This is a genomic window from Streptomyces sp. NPDC014764 (assembly GCF_043082785.1).
Classification (GTDB): Bacteria; Actinomycetota; Actinomycetes; order Streptomycetales; family Streptomycetaceae; genus Streptomyces; species Streptomyces althioticus.
The window spans coordinates 48897-71092 of sequence record NZ_JBIBXY010000026.1 but is presented as its reverse complement, the minus strand read 5'-3'; the positions used below and the strand labels follow the sequence as shown (position 1 = coordinate 71092).

The window sequence follows — 22196 nt, the reverse complement described above, 5'->3', positions numbered from 1 at the left end:
ATGCCCAGGCAGTCCGTGCTGTCCGTGCCGCGCCTCGGCGAGGGAATCGTCGAGGTGCGCATCGTCCGGCTCCTGAAACGGCCGGGCGACCCGGTCGCCAAGGACGAGGTCGTCTACGAGATGGAGCACGACAAGGCGGCGGTCGAGATCGAGTCCCCCTTCTCCGGGGTGCTCGACGCCTGGCTGGTGGCGGAGGGCGACGTCGTGCCGATCGGGGGAGAGGTGGCACGCCTGTCGGCCGCCGCACCCGCCCCCGCGGACCGCGACGCACACGGGCCGGGAACGGGGGAGCGGGAAGACCCCGCGGCGCGGGCAGGCGGCGCGCCCGGCGCCTCCGCCCTCGGAGTGCCCGGCCGGACACCGGACGGAACCCGGCGCATCCCACCGCGCACCCGCGCCCACGCCCGCCGGCTGGGCATCGACGAAGCCCTCCTGCCGTCCCTGCCGGCCGCCGGGTCCAGCCTCATGCCCGCCGACCTCGAACGGTACCGGGCGGCACAGACGGAACACGCGGCCACGGAGGCGGCCGCGGTCCGGACACCGGAACCGCCGGCCGCCGGGGCGGGAAACGGTTCCTCCGACGTCGAGCAGTCCCCGCGGCAGATCGAGCTCAACCGGGCGCTGCAGGCGTCACGGGAGCGGACCGTGCCCGCCGTGGTCTCCCGCACCGTCACCGAGCAGGCGATCCAGGAGACGCTGCGGGCCCATCAGGGAGCGGGCTTGTCCACCGCCTTCCAGGCCTTCGCCCGCGCCGCCGCGCGAGCCGCGGCCGGTGCGCCCCGGCTGCGCTCCCGCCGGCTGACCGAACGCACCCTGCGCCAGTACGAGCACGTCGACCTGGGCATCGCCTGTGCCACACCGGAAGGGGACCTCACCGTCGCCGTGGTACGCCACGCCGACACCCTGGACGCGGCCGACTTCGAGGCCCGGTACGCCGACGCCGTCGAACGCGCCCTCGCCGGAACCTCCCAGGCCGACGGCAGCGTCACCCTCCTCCTCTCCCACCTCGGCGACCACGGGCCCACCCTCGCCGTGCCCGTCGTCGTGCCGCCCGCGGCCGCCACCCTGTTCCTCGGCGCCGTCGAGGACACCGCGGACGCGCCCGTCAGACGCATGGTGCTCGCCTTCGACCACACCCTGCTCAACGGCCAGGAAGCGGCCGCCTACCTCGACGCCGTGGCGGACGCGCTGGCCGAGGCGGGGCAGGCGGCGCCGCAGCCCGCCCCGCCCCGCCCCGAGCGGACCGGGGCGGCCCCGGCCGCGGACCCCCGGGAGAGCGTGCTGGCCAGGCTCACGGACCTCGCCGCCGGCGTCCTCGGGCACGACGTCGACCCCGCACGGCCCCTCGGCGAGCAGGGCCTGGACTCCGCGCGCGCCCTGCGCCTGATCCGCGAGATACGGGCAGCCTTCGACGTCGAACTCCCCGCCACGGCCGTGTGGCACCACCCGACCCTGCGGTCGCTGGCCGGCCGCCTGCCGGCCGGCGGAGCGAAGAACCCCACAAAGGAGCAGACGGACCGGAAACGCCTCGCCCCGGAAGGGCAGGACGGCGACGAGGACGTCGTAGCCGTGATCGGCATGGCCTGCCGCGTCCCCGGCGCCGACGACGTCGAGGCGTACTGGGACCTGCTGGCCGAAGGACGCTGCCACATCACACAGGTCCCCGACGGACGCCTCGCCGGCGCCCCGCCCGAAGGGCTGCGGGCCGGACTGCTGGACCGGATCGACCTGTTCGACGCCGACTTCTTCCAGGTGACACCCCGCCAGGCGGCCTCCATGGATCCGCAGCAGCGGACGCTGCTCGAGCTGAGCTGGCACGCCCTCGAACACGCCGGACTCAACCCCGACGACCTCGCCGGACGCCCCGTCGGCGTATACGCGTCCGCATGCAGCTACGACTACCGCGAGCAGCTCGTCACCCGGGACGCCGCGGCCGACGGCTACGCCACCACGGGCACCTTCCCCGCCTTCCTCGCCAACCGGGTCTCCCACCTCTACGACTTCACCGGCCCCAGCATCACCGTCGACACCGCCTGCTCGGGCGCACTGACCGCGCTGACCCTCGCCGAGACCGCGCTGCGCCGAGGGGACTGCGAGATCGCCCTGGCCGGCGCCGCCAACCTGCTCAGCAACGCCTTCAACGCCCAGGCCTACCGCAAGGCCGGAATGCTGTCCCCGCGGGGCGAGCTGCGGGCCTTCGACGAGGACGCCGACGGCTTCGTCAGGGGAGAGGGCGCGGGCTGGCTCGTGCTGAAACCGCTGCGCCGGGCCCTCGCCGACAACGACCCCGTACTCGCCGTGGTTCGCGCCGCCGCGGTCAACCACGGAGGACGCGCCGCCGCGCTCACCGCGCCCAATCCGCGGGCGCAGACCGCCCTGATCCGCACCGCCCTCGACCGGGCCGGGCTGCGCGGCACCGACCTGGGCTACCTGGAGGCCCACGGCACCGGCACCCCGCTCGGCGACCCCGTCGAACTGGACGCCTTCCGCGAGGCGCTCGCCGCCGACGCCACGCCAGGGACGCCGGCCCGCGGCGCGGGCCCCGGCGGACGGATCTGGGTGGGATCGGCCAAGGCCAACATCGGGCACCTGGAGGGCGCGTCCGGCCTGGCCGGCGTGGTCAAGGCGGTGCAGGCGCTGCGGTACGGGCTGATCCCCGGCACGCCCGGCTTCACACGGCTCAACCCGCACATCTCCCTCGACGGCACACCCCTCGCCGTCGCCGGCCGTGCGCTGCCGTGGCCGGCCGCGGCAGGCGGAGCACCCCGCCGCGCGGCGGTCAGCGCGTTCGGTTTCGGCGGCAGCAACGCCCACGTGATCCTCGAGGAGGCGCCGCCCCGCACCCCGGACGGCACCGGCGCACCCGCCGGGACCTCCTTCGCCGTGCCCCTGTCCGCGGCGACACCCGGGGCGCTGCGCCGCCTCGCAGAGGCTCTCGCGGATCTCGTCGAGAACGGGCGCGGGCCCGCTCTGGACGCGGTGGCCTGGACCCTGCAGTCAGGGCGGCGCGCGCTGGCCCACCGCGCCCTGCTCGTCGTGCGCGACACGGACGAACTCGCCGCCCGCGCGAGGGACGTGGCCGGCGGACGGAACGTTCCGCCGCCCGCCGACCCGCGCCTCGCGGACTGGCTCGCGGGCGGCGACCTGTCCACGGACGACTGGGCCGCGCTGTGGCCCGGACGGAGCAGACCGCGCCGGGCGCCCCTGGTGCCGTACCCGTTCCAGGGACGGCCGTACTGGCTGCCCGCGGCGGCGGACGCGGAAGGGCCCGCGCTCACCGTGCGGCACACCGACCCGCTGGCCGCGCACCAGGTGGCCGGCACCGCCGTGCTGCCCGGAGCGGCCCTCCTCGAGGCGCTCGCCGGCGGCGGGCCGGTGTCGCTGAGCGGCGTGCGGTTCCTCCTGCCGGTCCCGGTGACCGAGGGCGGCGTACGCCTCAGGCGCGTCCGCCAGGACGGGGGGACGCTCGCCGTCGAGTACGGCGGCCGCGTCTGCGCCCGCGCCGCCGAGGCCACCGGACCCGCCCGGCCGCCGCGCCCGGCCGAACCCGGCGGCGGACCCGCCGGGACCGTGGACCTTCCCGCCGTCCTCGCCGGCCACGGCATCGAGACCGGACCCGTCTACCGCGTACTGCGCGACGTCCGCCGCGCGGGCGGACGGGTGACCGCCCGCATCCTCGCCCCGCTCGCCGAGCACCCGCACACCCGCCGTATCGCCTGGCTGGACGCGGCCCTGCAGGCGTCCTGCGCACTGGTGGAGGACCTCGGGCCCCGGGTCGCCGCGGCGCTGGACCGCGTCGAGTGGACCGGCCAGGTGCCCGAGGAGGCGCTGCTGACCGTGCACCGCGTCGGCGGCGGCACCCACCGCACCGTCGTCGACCTGGAGGCCGCCACACCGGACGGCGCCGTCGTGCTGACGGTGAACGGCCTGCGGCTGCACCCCCCGGCCGCACCCGCCGCCCCGGCGGACGACGCCCCGCCGACCGGGTGGGCGGCCGACCCCGGTGCGCGGGGCAGCGTGCCCGTGTACGGGGCCGGACCCGGCTTCCGGGCCGGCGGGCGGGAGGCCGGTGCGGGCGCACCGGCTCCGGTGGGCGCACCCGGGCCGGACGGCGCGCGGGAGCCGGCCGCCGCCGCCACGGCGGACGGGGACGGCGTACGGGTGCTCGTGCCCCAGTGGCTGCCGGAAGCGGCAGGCGGCGACCGGGACGACGGTCCCGTCGTCCTGGTGCACGACCACGACAGCGCACCCCTCGCCGCCGCGGCGCCGGCCGCTGCCGTGCGCTGCCCGGTGGGCCCGGACGGACCGGACCCGCGGGAGTTCACCGACCGCCTGAACGCCCTGACCGGCCCGGTCCGGGTCGCGCTGCTCGTCGACGGCTCGGCGTGGAGCGACGACGCCGCCGGAGTCGCCGCACTGCGCGGCTGGCTGCGGACCCTGCTGGCGGTCGGCAGACAACTGGCCGCCCGGGCCCGGCCCGCCACCGTCACCCTGGTCACCACCGCGCTCGCCGCCCCCGACGGCGGCCCCCGGGCACCGGGCGCCGCCCTCCAAGGCGCGCTGCTGGGCGCGCTGCGCACCCTGCCCCGCGAGTGCCCCGCCCTGACCGCCGCCGCCGTCGACCTCGCCCCCGGCGCCGCGCCCGCGGACGTGGCCGCCGCGCTCGCCGAACCCGGCCGGACGACGGTCCCGCTCATCGCCGTGCGCGACGGGCGGCGCAGCCGGCAGGTGTACACCGACCTGACGGCCCCCGCCCCCGCGGCCGACGGCGACGGCTTCACGCACGGCGGCGGTTACGTGCTGTTCGGCGGCGCGGGCGGCATCGGCGCCGAGGTGGCCCGCCACCTGGCCGGCCGGTACCGCGCGGGACTGCTGCTGGTGGGCCGCTCGCCCGCCGGGGCCGGCACCCGCGCCCTGATCGGCGAACTCACCGCGCTGGGCGGCCGGGCACGGTACCTCGACGCCGATGTCACCGATCCGGCCGCCCAGGCCCGCGTCCTCGCCGAGTGCCGCGAGCTGTACGGGCGCCTCGACGGCGTCGTGCACAGTGTCGGCTCGGTCAGCGCCGCCCGCCTGGAGGAGCTCACCGACACGGACCTCGACCGGGTGCTGGCGACGAAGGTGACCGCAGTGACGCAGTTGCGCCGGGCGCTGGCAGGCTCCGCGTCCGGCCGGCCCCCCGCCCTCGTGGTCTTCTCCTCCGTCGCCGGGCTCTTCGGCAGCGTCGGCGGCCTGAACTACGCGGCGGCCAACGCCTGGCTCGGGCACTACGCCACCGCCACGGGGACGGCGGCCGGCGGACCGGCCGTCCGTGTCCTCGACTGGGGGCTGTGGCGCGCCACCGGCCTGGCCCGGCGCTACGCGGGCCGCGTCCGGCGGGAGTACCCCGGCCTCACCGACTTCGCACCGGAAAGGGGTGTGGCCGCCTTGGAAGCGGGCATGTCCGGCAACCATCCGCACACCGTCGCCGTCGCAGGCGACCCGCAACCCCTGGGGCCCCTCACCCGGCGGCCCGCCGCGACGCCCGCCCCCCAGGACGCGGCGCACCGGCTCGACGACTACGCGCGCGCCGTGCTCGCGCACCGCATGAGCGAACTGGGTCTCCCGCCCGCCCTCGCCGCACGGCGCGACGCCGAGAGCGCCGCCGGGCTGCTGGGCGCCGTGCCCGAACACCGCAGGCTGCTGGCCGCCGTGTGCGAACTCCTCGCCGAACACGACCGCGCGGACCGTGCGGTGCCCACCGCCGGCGAACTGGCCGCCACGCGCACCGCACTGCTCGCCGACCACCCCGACCTGCACGGCCACGTCTGCCTGCTGGACCGCACCCTCGAATCCTACGGACCGGTCCTGCGCGGTGAACTTCCGCCGGCCGCGGTGCTCTTCCCCGGCGGCGACCTCGGCGCGGTCAGCGCCGTGTACAGCGGCAACCAGCTCTTCGACCCGGTGAACAAGGCGGCCGCCGAGTCCCTCGCACTGGCGGCGGCGGACATCGGTCCCGGCGCCCGCATCCTGGAGATCGGCGCGGGCGTCGGCGGCACCACGGCCTCCGCCCTCGCCGCGCTGGACGCCCGCGGCGTCACCGACTTCTCCTACCTCTACACGGACCTCTCCCCGGCCTTCCTCCAGCACGGAAGACGCCGCTTCGGCACCCGGATCGTCCCCCGGCTGCTGGACATCGAGAAGAACCCGGCCGCCCAGGACTTCGCGGACGGCTCGGCCGACCTCGTCGTGGCCAGCAACGTGCTGCACGCCACCCGCGACCTCGCCCGCACCCTGGACCACATACGGCAGCTGCTCGCACCCGGCGGCCGGCTGGTGCTCGTGGAGATGGTCGTGCCGGCCGCCGTCTACACACTCACGTTCGGCCTGACCGACGGCTGGTGGCGGTACGTCGACGAACAGTGGCGGCTGCCGCACGGGCCGCTGCTCGACATCGGCCGCTGGCGGCAGCTGCTGGAGGCCCGCGGCTGGCACCTGCACGGCACGGACCTGCTCTCCCGGGCCCCGGGCTGCGTGGCACTGCTGACCTGCCGCCCGCACGAGTCCGCAACCGGCGCCGCCGACCACGCCGGCTCCGCCCCGTCCGTCCCGGCCGTCGCCGAGGAACTGCGCACCCTGGTGCGGGAACTGCTCGGCGACCCCACCGCCGAGGTGCCCGGCTGGGTGCCGTGGCAGGAACTGGGCGTCGACTCGCTGCTGAACATGGAGTTCGTCGAGGAACTGGGGCGCCGCTACGGCCCGGTGGAGCCGACGGCGCTCTTCGAGCACCGTACGGTGGACGACCTCGCCCGCGCGCTCGCGTCCCGGACCGCCCCGCCCGCTGCGGACGCCGCCGGCACGGGACACCCCGACGGCGAGGACCCCCTGCGGCGGCTCACCGCACTCGTCGCCGAACTCACCGCGCAGGACCCGGCCGTGATCGACGCCGACACCGCCTTCCCGGACCTGGGCGTGGACTCGCTGCTGCACGAGGAGCTGTGCGAGCGGCTGCGTGCCCTGTTCCCCGCCGCGGACGTGCCCGCCACGCTGCCCTTCGAGCACCCCACCCCCCGGGCGCTCGCGCGGCACCTGGGCCGCCTCCCGGCCGCCGGAGCGGCGTGCGGACCCGGGACGGACACCGCACCCGCGCACCCGGGCCCCGCCCCCGGCGCCCTGCCCGCAGCGCAGGAGGAACCCCGGTCCGTCACCGCCGGGACCACCGGACCCGCCCGGGCCGCCGCTGCGGACGCACCCCAGGCCGCGGCGGCCGCCGCGCCGGCGCGGACCTGGCGTCCCGTGCCCGCGCCGGGCGAGGACGCCGGAGCCGTCGCCGTCGTCGGGCTGGCGGGCCGCTACCCCGGCGCCGCGGACATCGACGCCTTCTGGGACCTGCTCGTCTCCGGAGACACCCCGGTACGCGAGGTGCCCGCCGAACGCTGGGACTGGCGCACCGCACGCACCCGCGGCGGCGGATACGCCCGCTACGGCTGCTTCCTCGACGGCATCGACGCCTTCGAGCCGGCGATGTTCCGGATCCGGCCGCGCGACGCCGCGCTCATGGACCCCCAGGAGCGCCTGTTCCTGGAGGTGGCACGAGAGGCCTTCGAGACGGCCGGATACGCCCGGCACACCCTGGCGGGCAGTCACGCAGGCCCACGGGTCGGCGTGTTCGCCGGGGTCACGGCCAACAGCCATCTGCTCGCCCAGCGCGACGCACGCGCCGCCGGCGCCGACAACCCGGAGTACGCGGTCACCGCCGCCGCCTCGGTGGCCAACCGGGTCTCGCACGCCTTCGACCTCAGCGGGCCCAGCCTCACCGTCGACACGATGTGCTCCTCGTCGCTGACCGCCCTGCACCTGGCCTGCCGGGCGCTGCTGGAGGACGAGGCCGACCTCGCCCTGGCCGGCGGCGTCAACCTCTACCTCCACCCGGACCGCTTCGCCGGCCTGTGCGCGCTCGGCATGCCCTCGCGCGGCGACCGCACCCGGGCCTTCGGCGCCGGCGGCGACGGCTTCGTACCCGGCGAGGGCGCGGGCGCGGTCGTCCTCAAACGGCTGGACCGGGCACGCGCCGACGGCGACACCGTGCACGCGGTCATCCGCGCCACCGGCCTCAACCACGGCGGCGGCACGGGCGGTTACACCGTCCCCAACCCGAGCGCCCAGGCCGCGCTGATCGGGTCGACCCTGCGCCGCGCGGGAGCCGACCCGTGGACCGTCGGCTACGTGGAGGCGCACGGCACCGGCACCGAGCTGGGCGACCCGGTCGAACTGCGCGCCCTCGCCCTCGCCTTCGCCGAGGCGGGCCGCAACGGCCCGGTCCGGGTCGGCTCGGTCAAGTCCAACATCGGCCACGGCGAGGCCGCCGCCGGCATCGCCGGACTCACCAAGGCCGTGCTCCAGTTGCGGCACCGCCGCCTGGTGCCCACGCTGCACGCCGAACGCCTCAACCCCAAGCTCGGCCTGGAGAACACCGCGCTGCGCGTGCAGACCGCGGCCGAGCCGTGGACGGCCCCGGACGGACCGCGCCGGGCGGCCGTCAGCTCCTTCGGCGCCGGAGGCGCCAACGCGCACGTGATCCTGGAGGAGTACGTGGAGGAGCCCACGGCGGGCACCCCGTACGGGGACGCGCCGGGGCCCGTGCTGGTACCGCTGGCCGCTCCCGACCCCGGCCGGCTGCGCGTCCTCGCCCGTGACCTCGCCGCCGTCGCCGGCGAATTCGCCCTCACGGACATCGCGTACACCCTGCACAGCGGCCGCGAGCGCTTCGCCCACCGGGCCGCCGTCGTGGCCCGCGACGGGGCCGAACTGCGCGCCGCGCTGCTCGCACTGGCCGAAGCAGCCGCGCACCCGGCCCTGGTCACCGACGCCGGGCAGGACGAAGCCCACCCGGCCGCCCGCTCCTGGGTCGCCGACGCCGTGTGCCCGGCGCCCCCCGGCGGACGGCGCGTTCCGCTGCCGGTGACGCCCTTCGCCCGCGAGCGGTGCGCGCCGCCGAAGACCCGCACATCCCCCATGCCGCTCACCGACACCGTGCACAGCCCCGCCTCACGCACGGTCACCGCACGGCTCGGCGCCGCGTCCCGCTGGGTCGCCGACCACGTCGTGGACGGCGAGCCGCTGCTGCCCGGGGCGTTCCACCCCGAACTCGTGCACGAAGCCCTGCTCAGCGCCGGCGAGAACCCGTACCGCACCGTTGTGCTGGACCTGCTGTGGCCGCAGCCGGCCACCGGTCTGCCCATGGAGGTGCGCACCGGACTCGGCGAGCCCGACGAGCGGGGGGCGAGGCGCTTCACCACGACCGTCGCAGGCACCGTGATCGCCCAGGGCCGCACCGAACCGGTCGCGAGCCCCTCCGGCCCGGTCCGGCCCCTGCTCGTCTACCGGCCCGACGAACTCGACGCCCACCTCGGCGACCCGGGCAGCGAGGACTTCTACGAGGCGTTCGCCGCCCACGGGTTCGCCTACGGGCCGCTCTACCGCACCGTGCGGCGAGCCGTCGTGCACGGCGAGGAGGCCACCGCGGAACTACGGCTGCCCGAGGGGGAGGACCCCGACGGACGCCATGTGCTCCACCCGGCCCTGTTCGACGGAGCGTGCCAGACGGCCGCTCGGCTGCTGCTCGCCGACGGCCCCGACGCGCCCCGCCGACGGCTGCGACCGCTGGCCGTCGACCGGCTCACCGTCCACGCGCCTGTCACCGGCCGGACGTACGTCCACGCACAACGGGTCCGGCACGACCGGCGCGCCCGTGTCCACGTCTTCGACCTGCGCCTGATCGACCCGGAGAACGGCTTCGTCCTCGCCCTCGCCGAAGGCTTCCGCGTCCGCGTCGACGAGCCCGCCGACGGCACCGGGCCCGCCCCCGCCGGCACGGCGGAGCGCCCGCTCGCGCACGGACCGCACGGACCGCACGACGTGCCGAAGGACACGGGAGTCCCCGTGCGCGGATACCGGCTGGACTGGCGGCCGGCCCCCGTCGGCGACCCCGAGCCCGGCCCGCCGCGCGGACCCCTGTGGGTGATCGGGGACAGCGCGTTCACCGCCCGCCTGCGGACGGACGCGGACGCGGTCCTCCCGCCCGACCGGGCCGCCGACGAGACCGCGCTCGCCGACACCGCCCGCGCCCACGGCGCCCCCGCGGCCGTCCTCGTCGACCTGACCGGCATCGGGCCGGCCCTCGGCGCGGACCCGCTGACCCTGCAGGAGACGGCGCGACGGTGGACGCCGTTCGCCGAGGACACCCTCGGCACGGTGTTCGGCGTGCTGCGGGCGCTCGTCCGCAGCCGTGCGCTGGACGGCGCCCGGGTGCTGCTGGTCACCGCCTGGCCCGCGGACGATCCCGATCCCGCGCCCACCGCCCACGCGCTGCACAGCCTGGTCCGCACCGTCACGGGCGAGACCGGCCGCTTCTCGGTGCGCCTCGCCGGCGTGGACACCGGCCGGGTCACCGCCGGTGAACTGCTCGCCGAGGCCGGCCGGGACGACGCGCACTGGGTGCGGCTCACCCCCCGCGGCCGGCACGCCGCGGTGCTGTACGCCGAACCGGCGGACGACGGCGGCGACGCGGGCCCCGCGCTCGACGGCGGCGGCAGCTACCTCGTCACCGGCGGACTGGGCGGGCTCGGCCGCCGCATCGCCGCCGACCTCCTCCGCCGCAGCCCGACGGCGGACGTGGTCCTGGTCGGTCGTTCGCCCGCCGACGAGGACGCCCTGCGGGAACTGCGCCGCGTCGCACCATCCGGCGCGACCGTGCACTACCGGCGCTGCGACGTCGCCGACGCCGCGCAGGTCGCCGCGCTCGCCGACTGGCTGGACGACGCCGGCATCCGGCTGGGCGGCGTCGTCCACACCGCGGGCGTGCTGCGCGACGGATTCCTGCGCGGCAAGAGCCTGCGGACCGTGGAGGAGGTGTGCCGGGGCAAGATGCTCGGTGCGCTCCACCTCGACGCCGCGCTCGCCGGGCACCCGCTGGACTTCTTCCTGCTGTGCTCCTCGCTGGCCGCTCTGGTCGGCAACCAGGGGCAGTCCGACTACGCCTTCGCCAACGGCTTCCTGGACGGCTTCGCCCGCAGGCGCGCCCGCTGGGCCGCTCTCGGACAGCGCCCCGGTCGCACCCTGTCGGCCGGCTGGCCGGTGCTGGCCGACGCCGGCATGACCCTCGAGGCCCACGCCCTGGACTACCTCGCCCAGACCTACGGTCTGCGTCCCGTCGCCACCCGTGACGCGGTGCGGGCCCTGTGGCCGCGCCTGGCCGCGGCCAGAAGCCCGGAGACGGCCTGCACCGCGCTCGTCGCGGGGGACACGGGCGTCTGGGAGCGGGCCACCGGCTCACCCGGGGCACGGCCTCCCGCCCTCCCGGGCCGGCCGGACGCCTCCCCGCCGCACGCCCCGGAGGAAGCAGACGGGGCGGACGCCGTGCGGTGGGTGGCGCAAAAGGTCGAGGAGACCACCGGAGTGCCCGCCGGGACGATCGACCCGGACGCCCCGCTCGACACGTACGGCATCGACTCGATCGCCTCGATGCGGCTGAGCCGGATCCTGGAGGACGACCTGGGCCGGGTGCCCCTGTCGGTTCTGCTCGACAGCAACAGCGTGCGGGACCTGACCCGCCGTCTGCGGCACGACCACGGCCCACGGCTCACGGCACTGGCCGGCGCCATGCCCGAGCCGTCCGTGTCCGAGCCGTCCGTGCCCGAGCCGTCCGTGCCCCGTGCCGCGGACGCGGCGCCCGGCCGGGTGCACGCCCCGGCGCCGTCCGGGGCCGCAGGCCCCGCGCCCGGCGCGGACGCCTCCCCGGCCGGATGCGTGCTGCCCGAGCGGCTCGTCGGGATGTGGGCCGCCGACCAGGCCGCGGCGCCCGAGGCGCCGTACAACGTGTCCCTGGCCTGGCGGCTGCCCGCCGGCACCGACCGCACCGCCCTGACGGCGGCGGTCGACGCCCTGGTGCGACGGCACCCCGTGCTCGGCTGCCGGGTGCGCCCGCTCGACGGCCGTCCCGCACTGGAGCCCGCGCCCGAGCCTCCCGCACTCGTCACCCGGACCGTGACGGACGCCGCCCTCGACGACGCGGTCCGCGACGAGGGGGACCGCAGGCTGCGCACCTCGGCCGAGCCGCTGCTGCGGGCGGTGTTGTGGGAGCCCGACAACGGCGGCGCCCCCGTACTCCAGCTGACCACGCACCACATGGTGGTCGACGGCAGGTCCGCGGACCTGCTCGGCCGTGACCTCGCGGCCCTGACCACGGGCGGGGAACTGCCGCCGGCCGTACCGTTCGCCACCGCCGTGCGCCGGGAACTGAGCCGCGCCGAGGACGACGCGCCCGAACGGGCCGAGGCCGAGCGGCGCTTCGCCGGACGGCTGGCCGACGGGCGGGCCACCGGCGTGCTGTTCCCGGGCGGCGGCGAACGCGCGGGCGCCGCCGGAGGCCACCGCGAGTACCGGCTGCCCGCGGCCCTCGCCGGCACCCTCGCCGGGCTCGCCGATGACGCGGGCGTGCCGGAATTCACCGCGCTGCTCGGCGCCTTCGCCGCCGCACTGTCCCGGACCAGCGGCCACCGGTCCTTCCTGGTCGCGGTCCCCGTCTACGGACGCGGCGGCGGCCGGGAGGACCACAGCGTCGGATGCTTCGTCACCACCGTGCCGCTCCGCGTCGACCTCGACCCCGGCCGGACGGTCCGCGACTGGCTGCGGGAGCTGAACCAGGAGGTCCGTGCCGCGCTCGGCCGGTCCGTCGTGCCCTACCCGCGGCTGGCCGAGCTGTGCCGGGAGGCAGGCGGTCCGGACGCCGTTCCCACCGTCACCCTCGCCTACCAGAACTGGGAGCGGGACGGGAGCGGGACGGCCGCCGGCTGGGAGCAGGTGTACCGGCGCGGGCAGCGCGGCCACTTCGACCTGGGCCTGGAGGTCACCGACACCGGACACGGACTGGACGTCCTCGCCAACCACCGCACCGCCGTGCTCGGGGCGCACGAGGTCGACGCCTTCGTGGAGGAACTGCACCGGTCGGCCGCCGAACTCGCCCACGGGACGGGCGGCACGCTCGCAGACCTCCTCGACCCGGCCGCAGGGACCCTCACCGCCCGGATCACCGCGACCGTGCGCCGACGGCCGGACGCCGTCGCCGTCGAGGACCGCGACACCCGTCTCAGCTACGCCGAACTCCAGGAGATCTCCGACGAGATCGCCCGCCGTGTGCACCACGCCGCCCGGCCCGGCGAGCCGGTCGCCGTCCTGATGCACCGCTCCGCCCGGCTTCCCGCGGTGCTCCTCGGCATCCTCAGGAGCGGGCGTCCCTACGTCCCCCTCGACGAGTCCTACCCCAGCGAGCGGCTCGCGCTCGTCGTCGAACGGGCCGGCTGCCGCGTCGCCGTCGCCGACCGTGAACTGACCTGGCTGCTGCCGCAGCACGTGCAGGTCCTGGACCCGCGCACGCCGGCCGGTCCGGACGTCCCGCACGGCCCGCCCCCCGCGCCGCCGACGCCGGACAGCCCGGCGTACCTGATGTTCACTTCGGGCAGCACCGGGCAGCCCAAGGGCGTCGCCGTCACCCACGGCAACGTGGTGCACACCCTGGAGGCGCTCGCCGCCGCCGTCGGCGTCGACGAGCGCGCCCCCGCACGGCTGCTCGCCGTCACCACCGTGTGCTTCGACATCTCGGTCCTGGAGCTGTTCCTGCCGCTGCTGACCGGAGGCACCGTCGTCGTCGCCGAGCGCGCCGACGTCACCGACGCCCGGCGCCTGGCCCGGCTGCTCACCGAACGGGACATCGGCCTGATGCAGGCCACGCCCGCCGGCTGGCAGCTCCTCGTCGAGGGCGGCTGGACGGGACGCGGGAGCCTGACCGCGCTGTGCGGCGGCGAGGCGCTGCCGCCGAACCTGGCCACCGCGCTCGCCGAGCGCACCGCCGCGCTGTGGAACGTCTACGGACCGACGGAAGCGACGATCTGGTCGACGATCGCCCCGGTCACCGCGGACGGGCCCGTCCACCTCGGCGACCCGATCGGCGCGACCCGGCTGCTGCTCACCGAGGTCGACGGCCGCCGCCCGCCCGCGCCGGGCGAACCCGGCGAACTGTGGATCGGCGGCCCCGGCGTCGCCCAGGGGTACTGGCGGCAACCCGAGCTGACGGCACAGCGGTTCACGGGACATCCGCTGTCCCCGGAGGGCGGCGGACGCTGGTTCCGCACCGGCGACCTGGTGCGCCGTGACGAGGAGGGGCGGCTGCTCTTCCTCGGCCGCGCCGACAGCCAGGTCAAGGTGCGCGGCCACCGCATGGAGCTCGGCGAGATAGAAGAGGTGCTCGGCCGCCACCCGGCGATCGCCCGGGTCGTCGTCGCGGTCCGCGGCGAGGGACCCTCGGCCAGGCTCACGGCCGTCGCCGTGCCCCGGCCCGGCGCCGGCCTGCCCGCCCTGCGGTCACTGCGCGAGCACGCCGCCTCCGTCCTGCCGCCGTGGATGCTCCCGGACCGGGTGGCCGCCGTACCCGAACTGCCGCTCACGCCCAACGGCAAGGTCGACCGCAAGGCCGCCGTCGCCCTCGCCGACGCCGCCCGCCCCGGGACCGCAGAAGCGGCGCCGCCGGCCCGGTCCTCCGCGCCCCCCGCACCCGCGGAAGGCACGGCGGCGCCGCACGGCTCCACCGGCAGTCAGGCGGAACGCGGGACGGTGACCTACGAGCGGCTCGTACGGGAGGTCACCACGATGTGGCGGGAACTGCTGGAACTCGACGACATACCCACCGACCAGCGTTTCTTCGACCTCGGTGGCAACTCGCTGCTGCTCGGGCAGCTCTTCGCGCGGCTCGAGGAGACCTACCCCGGCACCGGCCTCGAACTCGCCGACCTCTTCGCCCGGCCCACCGTCGCCGACCTCGCCGGACTCCTCACCGGCCGGCTGGGCGCCCGGCCCGCCTCCGCGCCGGCCGCTCCCACGCCGGCCGCCCCCGCCCGGCCCTCCCGCCGTGAGCTGCGGCGCGCGTTCCGACTCGGAGACGACCAACGATGAACGAACTGCCCCCCGACCTCGACCCCAACGCCGTCGCCGTCGTCGGCATGGCCTGCAAGTTCGGGCCCGCCACCTCCGCCGACAGGCTCTGGGAACTGCTGCGCGAGGGCCGTACCGGCATCCGCCGCCACACCCCGGCCGAACTCGTCGCCCTCGGCCACGACCCCGTGACCGTGCGCCGGGACAACTTCGTGCCCGCGGGAGTGGTGCTCGAGGACGCCGACGCCTTCGACGCCGAGTTCTTCGGCTACAGCGCCCAGCACGCCGAATGGCTCGACCCCCAGCAGCGGCTGCTGCTGGAGACCGCCTGGCACGCGCTGGAGGACGCCGGCTTCGCACCCGACCGCACCGGGCTGCGCACCGCCGCCTACGTCTCCGTCGGACAGCCCACCCTCCCGCCGGTCGGCATCACCGAGCTGGACGCGGCCGGGATGATCCGCTTCTCCTCCGCGGACAAGGACTTCGCCGCCACCCGGGTCTCGTACAAGCTGGGCCTGACCGGGCCGAGCATGACCGTGCAGACCGCCTGCTCGAGCGCGCTCGTCGCCCTCCATCTGGCCGCGGAGGCACTGCTGGGGGAGGAGTGCGAACTGGCGGTCGTCGCCGCCGCCTCGCTGCACTTCCCGCAGGCCGGCTACCTCGCCGCCCCCGGGATGATCCTCTCGCCCAGCGGCACCTGCCGTCCCTTCGACGACCGGGCCGACGGCACCCTCTTCGGCAACGGCGGCGGCGCCCTGGTGCTGCGCCGGCTGGCCGACGCCCTCGCCGACGGGGACCCGGTGCGCGCCGTGCTGCGCGGCAGCGCCGTCAACAACGACGGCGCCCGCAAGATGGACTACCACGCGCCGTCCCCCGAGGGGCAGGAGGCGGTGCTCCGCGAGGCCCTCGCCGTCGCCGGCGTCGACCCGCACTCGGTCGGCTTGCTCGAGACCCACGGCACCGGCACACACCTCGGCGACCCCGTCGAGTTCACCGCACTGGAACGCGTCTACGGCGGCGACCGTCCGCACCCCGCAGCCGTCGGCTCCGTCAAGTCCGTGGTCGGCCACCTCAACACGGCCGCAGGCATCGCCGGCGTCGTCAAGGCCGTACTCGCCCTGGAACACGGCACGGTGCCCCGCCAGGTCCCCTTCGACACCCCCAACCGCGCGCTCGGCGGGGCGGGCGGCCTGCGCGTCGCCGACGCCTCCGTCGCCGAGGCGGGCTGGCCGGTGCCCGGAGGACCACGGCGCGCCGCCGTCAGCTCCTTCGGCATCGGCGGTACCAACGCGCACGTCGTCCTGGAACAGGCGCCCGCGCCGGCCGGCCCGGCGGAAGCGGCCGGCGACGCCCCGGACCGCGCACCGCGCTGGGCCGTGCTGTCCGCGCACACCGACACCGCCCTGCGCGAGCTGGCCGGCACGCTCGCCGACGCGCTGGAGCCGCTGTCCCTGCCGGATGTCGTGCACACCCTGCGCGAGGGCCGCAGCCACCGGCGTACCCGGATCGTCGTCGGCGCCACCACGACGGGCGAACTACGCGACAAGCTGCGCAAGTTCGCGGCCGACGGCCGGTTCGACGCCGCGCGCGTCCCGGACGCGTACCGGGCCTGGGCGGCCGGCGAAGGCCCACTGCCCGCACCCGAGGACGAACCGCGCACCCCGCGCCGCGTCCGGCTGCCCGGCTACCCCTTCGCCCGCGTCCACCGGCCCCGGCCGGGCGCCGCGCTGGTACGTAGCGTGCGCCCCGACGAACCGCTCGCCGCCGACCACGTGGTGGCCGGCCGTCCTGTGCTGCCCGCGGCGGCCCAGCTCGACCTCGCCCTGACCGCCGTCCGGCGCGCCGGGACGGACACCGCCCGCCTCACCGACATCGCCTTCCACCGGCCGGTGGAGGTCACCGGCACCGTCACCCTGAGCGCCGCCGTCGCCGACGGCGCCGTCACCGTGGCCTCCGACGTCACGCACACCGAGGCCCGCATCACCGCCGCCGGGCCCGCCACGGCCGGCCGGATCGACCTCGCCGCACTGCGCGCGGCCCACCCCGACCGGGCCGAACCCGCGGACCTGTACCGCTGGTTCGCCGATCACGGCGTCTCCTACGGCCCCGCCTTCCAGGTGCTGCGCGAACTGTGCCACGGCCAGGACGGCGCCCTGGCCCGGGTCGAGGCCCCGCAGACCCCCGCCGACGGCGACACCGTGTCCCCGTACGTCCTCGACGGCGCCCTGCAGACCGTCATCGGCTGTGTGCTGCGGGAGGACCTCGCAGGCGAGACCTTCATCCCGTTCGCCGTGGACGCGCTCACCCTGCACGCCGGTCTCCCGCAGGAGGTGTGGGTCCACATCAGGCCGCTGCCGCTGGCCGGACGCGGCCGCCGGGTGCGCAAGTACGACGTGACGGTCGCGGACCCCGAGGGGCACGTGGTGCTGACCCTGACCGGCCTCGCCCTGCGCCCGGTCCCGCGCCCGGACGGCGTCGCCCCCCGCGAACTCCCCCCTGACGTGCATCTGTTCGCACCGGCCACGGCGCCCTTCACCGCGGCGGACGGCGGGACCTCCGGGCGGACCGGGAAACCGGCCGGGACCGACGAGGCGCCCCCCGGGCCCGTCGTCGTCATCGGGGACGCGCCGGTCGACGACCCGGCCCTGGTCCTCGACGACCCGCCGGACCCCGAGGCGGCCACCGCCACCGGGGCCGAACTGGTCCGGCGGCTCGGCGAGGGCACGGCCCCGCCCGTGGTGGTGTGGCCGATCACCGCCTCGGCGCGCGGCACCGCGGACGCCGGGCTGCGCATGCTGGCCCTGCTGCGGGCCCTGCTGCGCCCGCTCGCCCGCCGCGGCGCCAGAGTGATCGTGCCGTACCCCGACAACCCCCTCGACGACGCGGCCGCCGTCACCGGCGCCGGGATCGCCGCGCTGGGACGCTCCCTGGCGGGGGAGAACCCCCGCTTCGAGCTGACCGCGCTCGCCCTGGACATCGGCGCCGGCCCCGCCGCCCTCGCCCGGGCCGTCCGGCGGCCCGCGCCCGCCTCGCGGCGGCTGGCCGTGGGGGACGACGGCACGGCGAGCACGACCGCGCTGCGCCCGCTGCCCGTCCCGGCGGCGCACCGCGAGCCGTTCCGGCGCGGCGGACGCTACTGGATCAACGGCATGGGCGCCCTCGCCGCCCTGCTCGCCGACCACCTCCTCGACCGGTACGCCGCCCACGTCGTGCTGACCGGCCGCTCCGCCGCCGACGGCGAGCGCGCCGCCGAACTGGCCCGGCTCACCGCACGCGCCGAGCGCAGCGGCGGCTCGGTCCGCTACCACCGCCTCGACGCCACCGACGCCGAGGCGGTACGCGACCGTGCCGGCCGTCTTCGGGCCGAGGGCCCCGTCCACGGCGTGCTGCACTGCGCGGGAGTCCTGCGCGACGCGTACGTCCTGCGCAAGGAGACCGCCGACGCCGCCGACGTGATCGCCGCCAAGCTGACCGCGGCCGTGGCACTCGACGAGGCCACCGCCCACTGGCCGCTGGACAGCTTCGTCGTCTACTCGTCGGTCTCCGGGGCACTGGGCAGTCCGGGCCAGGCCGACTACGCCTACGCCAACGCCGCGGCCGACGCCCTCGTCGCCCTGCGCGCCCGCCGGGCGCGGGCCGGACTGCGCCACGGACGGTCCCTGTCGGTCGGCTGGCCCTACTGGGCCGACGGCGGCATGCGCACCGGCGGCGACGCCGAACAGGTCCTCGGCACCTGGGGCATGCGGCCGATGCCCGGTGCGACGGGACTGGCCGTCCTGGAGACGCTGCTCGCGGCGGACGACGACGCAGGACACCCGGCGCCCGTCGTGCTGCACGGGGACCGGCAGCGGCTGCTGGAGTCGTTCCCGCTGCTGAGTGAGGACCCGGCCGCGCCGCTCCCGGCCGCCGCCGGGCCCGCGCCCGCCGCCCCTTCGCCGGCGCCCCCGGCCCCCGCCCCCGCCCCCGGTCCCGGCCCGGCGGCCCCACCCCCCGCGCCCGGGACCCGGGACGGCGCCGCGGTGCTCGCCGAGCGGCTGCGGGCCGTCGTCTCCGAAGCGACCCGCACCCCGCTGAAGGACGTCACCGAGGAACGCCCCTTCGACGACCTCGGCATCGACTCGCTGCTCGCCGTCCGCGTCGTGGAGATGCTGGAGGCCGACTTCGGCCGCCTGTCCAAGACGCTGCTCTTCGAATGCCGCACGGTCGCCGAACTCGCCGAGCACCTCACGGAGGAGTTCCCCGAGCGGTGCGCGGCGCTCACCGGGAGCGGCCGCCCCGCCGGCCCGGAACCCGCGCCCGCTCCCCAGCCGCCGGCCTCGGCGACGGCGCCGCTGCCGGCCGCCCAGGCCCTCCGGGAGCCCCCGGCCCGGCCGCCGTCGCCGGCCGGTGAGGCGGACCCGCGCGCCGTCGCCGTCATCGGCGTCGCCGGACGCTTCCCGCAGGCCGACGGACTCGACCAGCTGTGGAGCAATCTCCTGGCCGGCCGCGACAGCATCACCGAGGTGCCGCGCGACCGCTGGGACGCCGACGCCCTGTACGACCCGGACAAGAGCCGCGTCGGCCGCACGTACACCAAGTGGGGCGGATTCGTCGACGGCGTCGAGACGTTCGACGCGCCGCTCTTCAGCATCTCGCCGCGCGAGGCCGGCACCGTCGACCCGCAGGCGCGGCTCTTCCTGGAGGCCTGCTGGGCCGCCGTCGAGAACGCCGGCTACACCCCCGACCGCCTGGTGACCGGCGGCGACGCGGTGCACCGCAAGGACGTCGGCGTGTTCGTGGGCGCCATGTACGGCGAGTACCAGCTGCACGAGGCCGAGGAACGGCTGCGCGGCAACCCGGTACTGGCCAACAGCGCCTACTGGTCGATCGCCAACCGGGTGTCGTACTTCTTCGACTTCCAGGGACCCAGCACGGCCGTCGACACGGCCTGCTCCTCCGCGCTGACCGCGCTGCACCTGGCGGTGGAGTCGCTGCGCGCCGGAAGCTCGAAGGTGGCGATCGCGGGCGGGGTCAACGTCCTCATCCACCCCAACAAGTACTTCATGCTGGGCCAGGGCAGGTTCGCCTCCAGCGACGGCCGCTGCCGCAGCTTCGGCGCGGGCGGCGACGGCTACGTCCCAGGAGAGGGCGTGGGCGCGTTCGTGCTCAAGCCGCTTCCCGACGCCCTCCGCGACGGCGACCACATCCACGCCGTGATCCGCGGCACGGCCGCCAACCACGGGGGGCGGACCAACGGCTACACGGTGCCCAACCCGCGGGCCCAGGCCGACCTGGTCACCAAGGCGCTGCGGGACGCGGGACTGACGGCGGCCGACCTCGACTACGTCGAGACGCACGGCACCGGCACCGCACTCGGCGACCCCATCGAGATTCGCGGGCTGACCACCGCGTTCGCCCGCGACGGTGTCAAGGGACCCGGTGAGCTGCCCATCGGCTCGGTGAAGTCCAACGTCGGCCACCTGGAGTCCGCCGCCGGCGCGGTGGCGCTGGCCAAGGTGCTGCTCCAGCTGCGCCACCGGACCCTGGTCCCGTCGCTGCACGCCACCCCCGCCAACCCCGAGATCGACTTCGGCCGGGTGCCCTTCACCGTGCAGAGGGACGTGACGCCGTGGGCGACCCGCGACGGGACGGAGCGCCCGCTGCGCGCGGGTATCAGCTCCTTCGGCGCGGGCGGCGGCAACGCGCACGTCGTGGTGGAGGGCCCGCCCCCGGCTCCGCCCCGGCCCGCTCCACGGCCGCGTCCGGTGGTGGTGTTCCTGTCCGCGCGCTCGCCCGCCGCGCTCGCCGCCACCGCACGCGATCTTCGGGCCTTCCTGCTGGCTGCCCGCGAGCGGGGCGAGGAGCCCGCGCTCACCGACGTCGCCTTCACCCTGGCCGCCGGACGCGTCGATCTGGCACACCGCGCGGCCGTGGCCGCCGGCTCGCCGGACGCGCTGCTCGACGGGCTCGCCGCCGTGGCGGAAGGACGTCCGCGGCCCCGTACCGGGGCGGCGGCCGACGACCCCGTCCGGCAGTGGCTGGAGGGCGGGCGCGTCGACCGTGTCGCGGTGTGCGGGGCCGGCCCGGACGCGCGCCGGGTGCCGCTGCCGCACTACCCGTTCGAGCGGGTCCGCTGCTGGTACGACCTCCAGATCGGGCACCTGCACCGCCAAGGCCTGGGCAGCGCCTCGCACGAGCCCCGGCTCTCCCGCCCCCACCTGCGCGACTTCGGCCGCCCGCAGCGCGGTCCCGGAACCACCGGAACGCGCGGCACGGCCCCCCAGCGCGATGCCGCCCCGGCCGCCGGACCGGCCCCGGCGTCCCCACCGAAGGCAGAACCCCAGGAGAGGCCCTCCATGACCCCTGACCGCAAGATTTCGCTGAGGCCGCTGGCCACGGCGGCGCCGGCGCCGGCACAGGCGCCGTCACCGACGGCCGGCGCCACCGTTCCCGCCGCCCCGGCGCCCTCCACCGTGCCCCCTGCCGTGCCCCCGCCCGCCCGGGCCGACGACGTCCTCGCCGTCCAGGTCGCGGACGGGGTGCGGGAGGTGCTCGCCGGAGTCCTCTACACCGAGCCGGGCGAGCTGGACACCGGGCAGACCTTCCAGACGCTGGGCGTCGACTCCATCCTCAGCGTGGAGTTCGTGGCGCTGGTCAACGCCCGGTACGGCACCGACGTCAAGGCCACCGAGCTGTACGACCACCCGACGCCGGACGCCTTCGCGCGGCACGTCGCGGCGCAGCTGAGCGGCGGGGCCCCGCAGAGGCCGCTGTCGGAGCAGGCGGTGCCCTCCCCGGCGCCGGTCCCCGCCCAGGCTCCCGCCCCGGCCGCCGCCCCGGCTCCCGTCCCGGTCCCGGCCGGCGGCGACCGCGTCGAGGCCGTTCTCGACGCCCTGCGCGAACAGCTCGCCGAGACGCTGTACTGCGACATCCACGACGTGGACCCCGGCGCCAGCTTCAGCAGCCTGGGGCTGGACTCCATCCTGGGCGCCGAGTTCGTGGCCTTCGTCAACAACGCCTACGGCCTGAAGGAGAAGGCCGGCGTGCTCTACGACCACCCCAGCCCCCGGGCCCTGGCCGCCCACATCGCCGCCCGCACCGCGCCCGCCGCCCCGCCCCCGCCGGCCTCCGCCGCCCCGGGCGTCGCCGCCGCCGAACTCGACGCGCTGCTCGCGGCCGTGCGGGACAACCGCCTCACCGTCGAGCAGGCCCTGCAACTGCTGCCGCAGCACAGCTGACGGCGCGCCCACAGC

2 protein-coding genes are annotated in these 22196 nt (G+C 77.0%); both read left to right on the top strand.

Features of this window, described 5'->3' with window-relative positions; translation table 11 throughout:
- Positions 1–14985: an amino acid adenylation domain-containing protein gene (locus ACF1AG_RS33045; protein WP_391810918.1), complete on the top strand. Its 14985-nt coding sequence runs from the start codon at positions 1–3 to the stop codon at positions 14983–14985.
- Positions 14982–22181 carry a beta-ketoacyl synthase N-terminal-like domain-containing protein gene (locus tag ACF1AG_RS33040; protein ID WP_391810917.1) on the top strand — a complete coding sequence of 2400 codons (7200 nt, stop codon included), beginning with the start codon at positions 14982–14984 and terminating at the stop codon, positions 22179–22181. Before ACF1AG_RS33045 ends, ACF1AG_RS33040 begins: the two co-directional genes overlap by 4 nt.
- The last annotated feature ends 15 nt before the right edge of the window (positions 22182–22196 follow it).

Coding starts and splice junctions, on each gene's coding strand:
- ACF1AG_RS33045 (WP_391810918.1), top strand. CDS start 1: ATGCCCAGGCAGTCCGTGCTGTCCGTGCCGCGCCTCGGCGAGGGAATC.
- ACF1AG_RS33040 (WP_391810917.1), top strand. CDS start 14,982: ATGAACGAACTGCCCCCCGACCTCGACCCCAACGCCGTCGCCGTCGTC.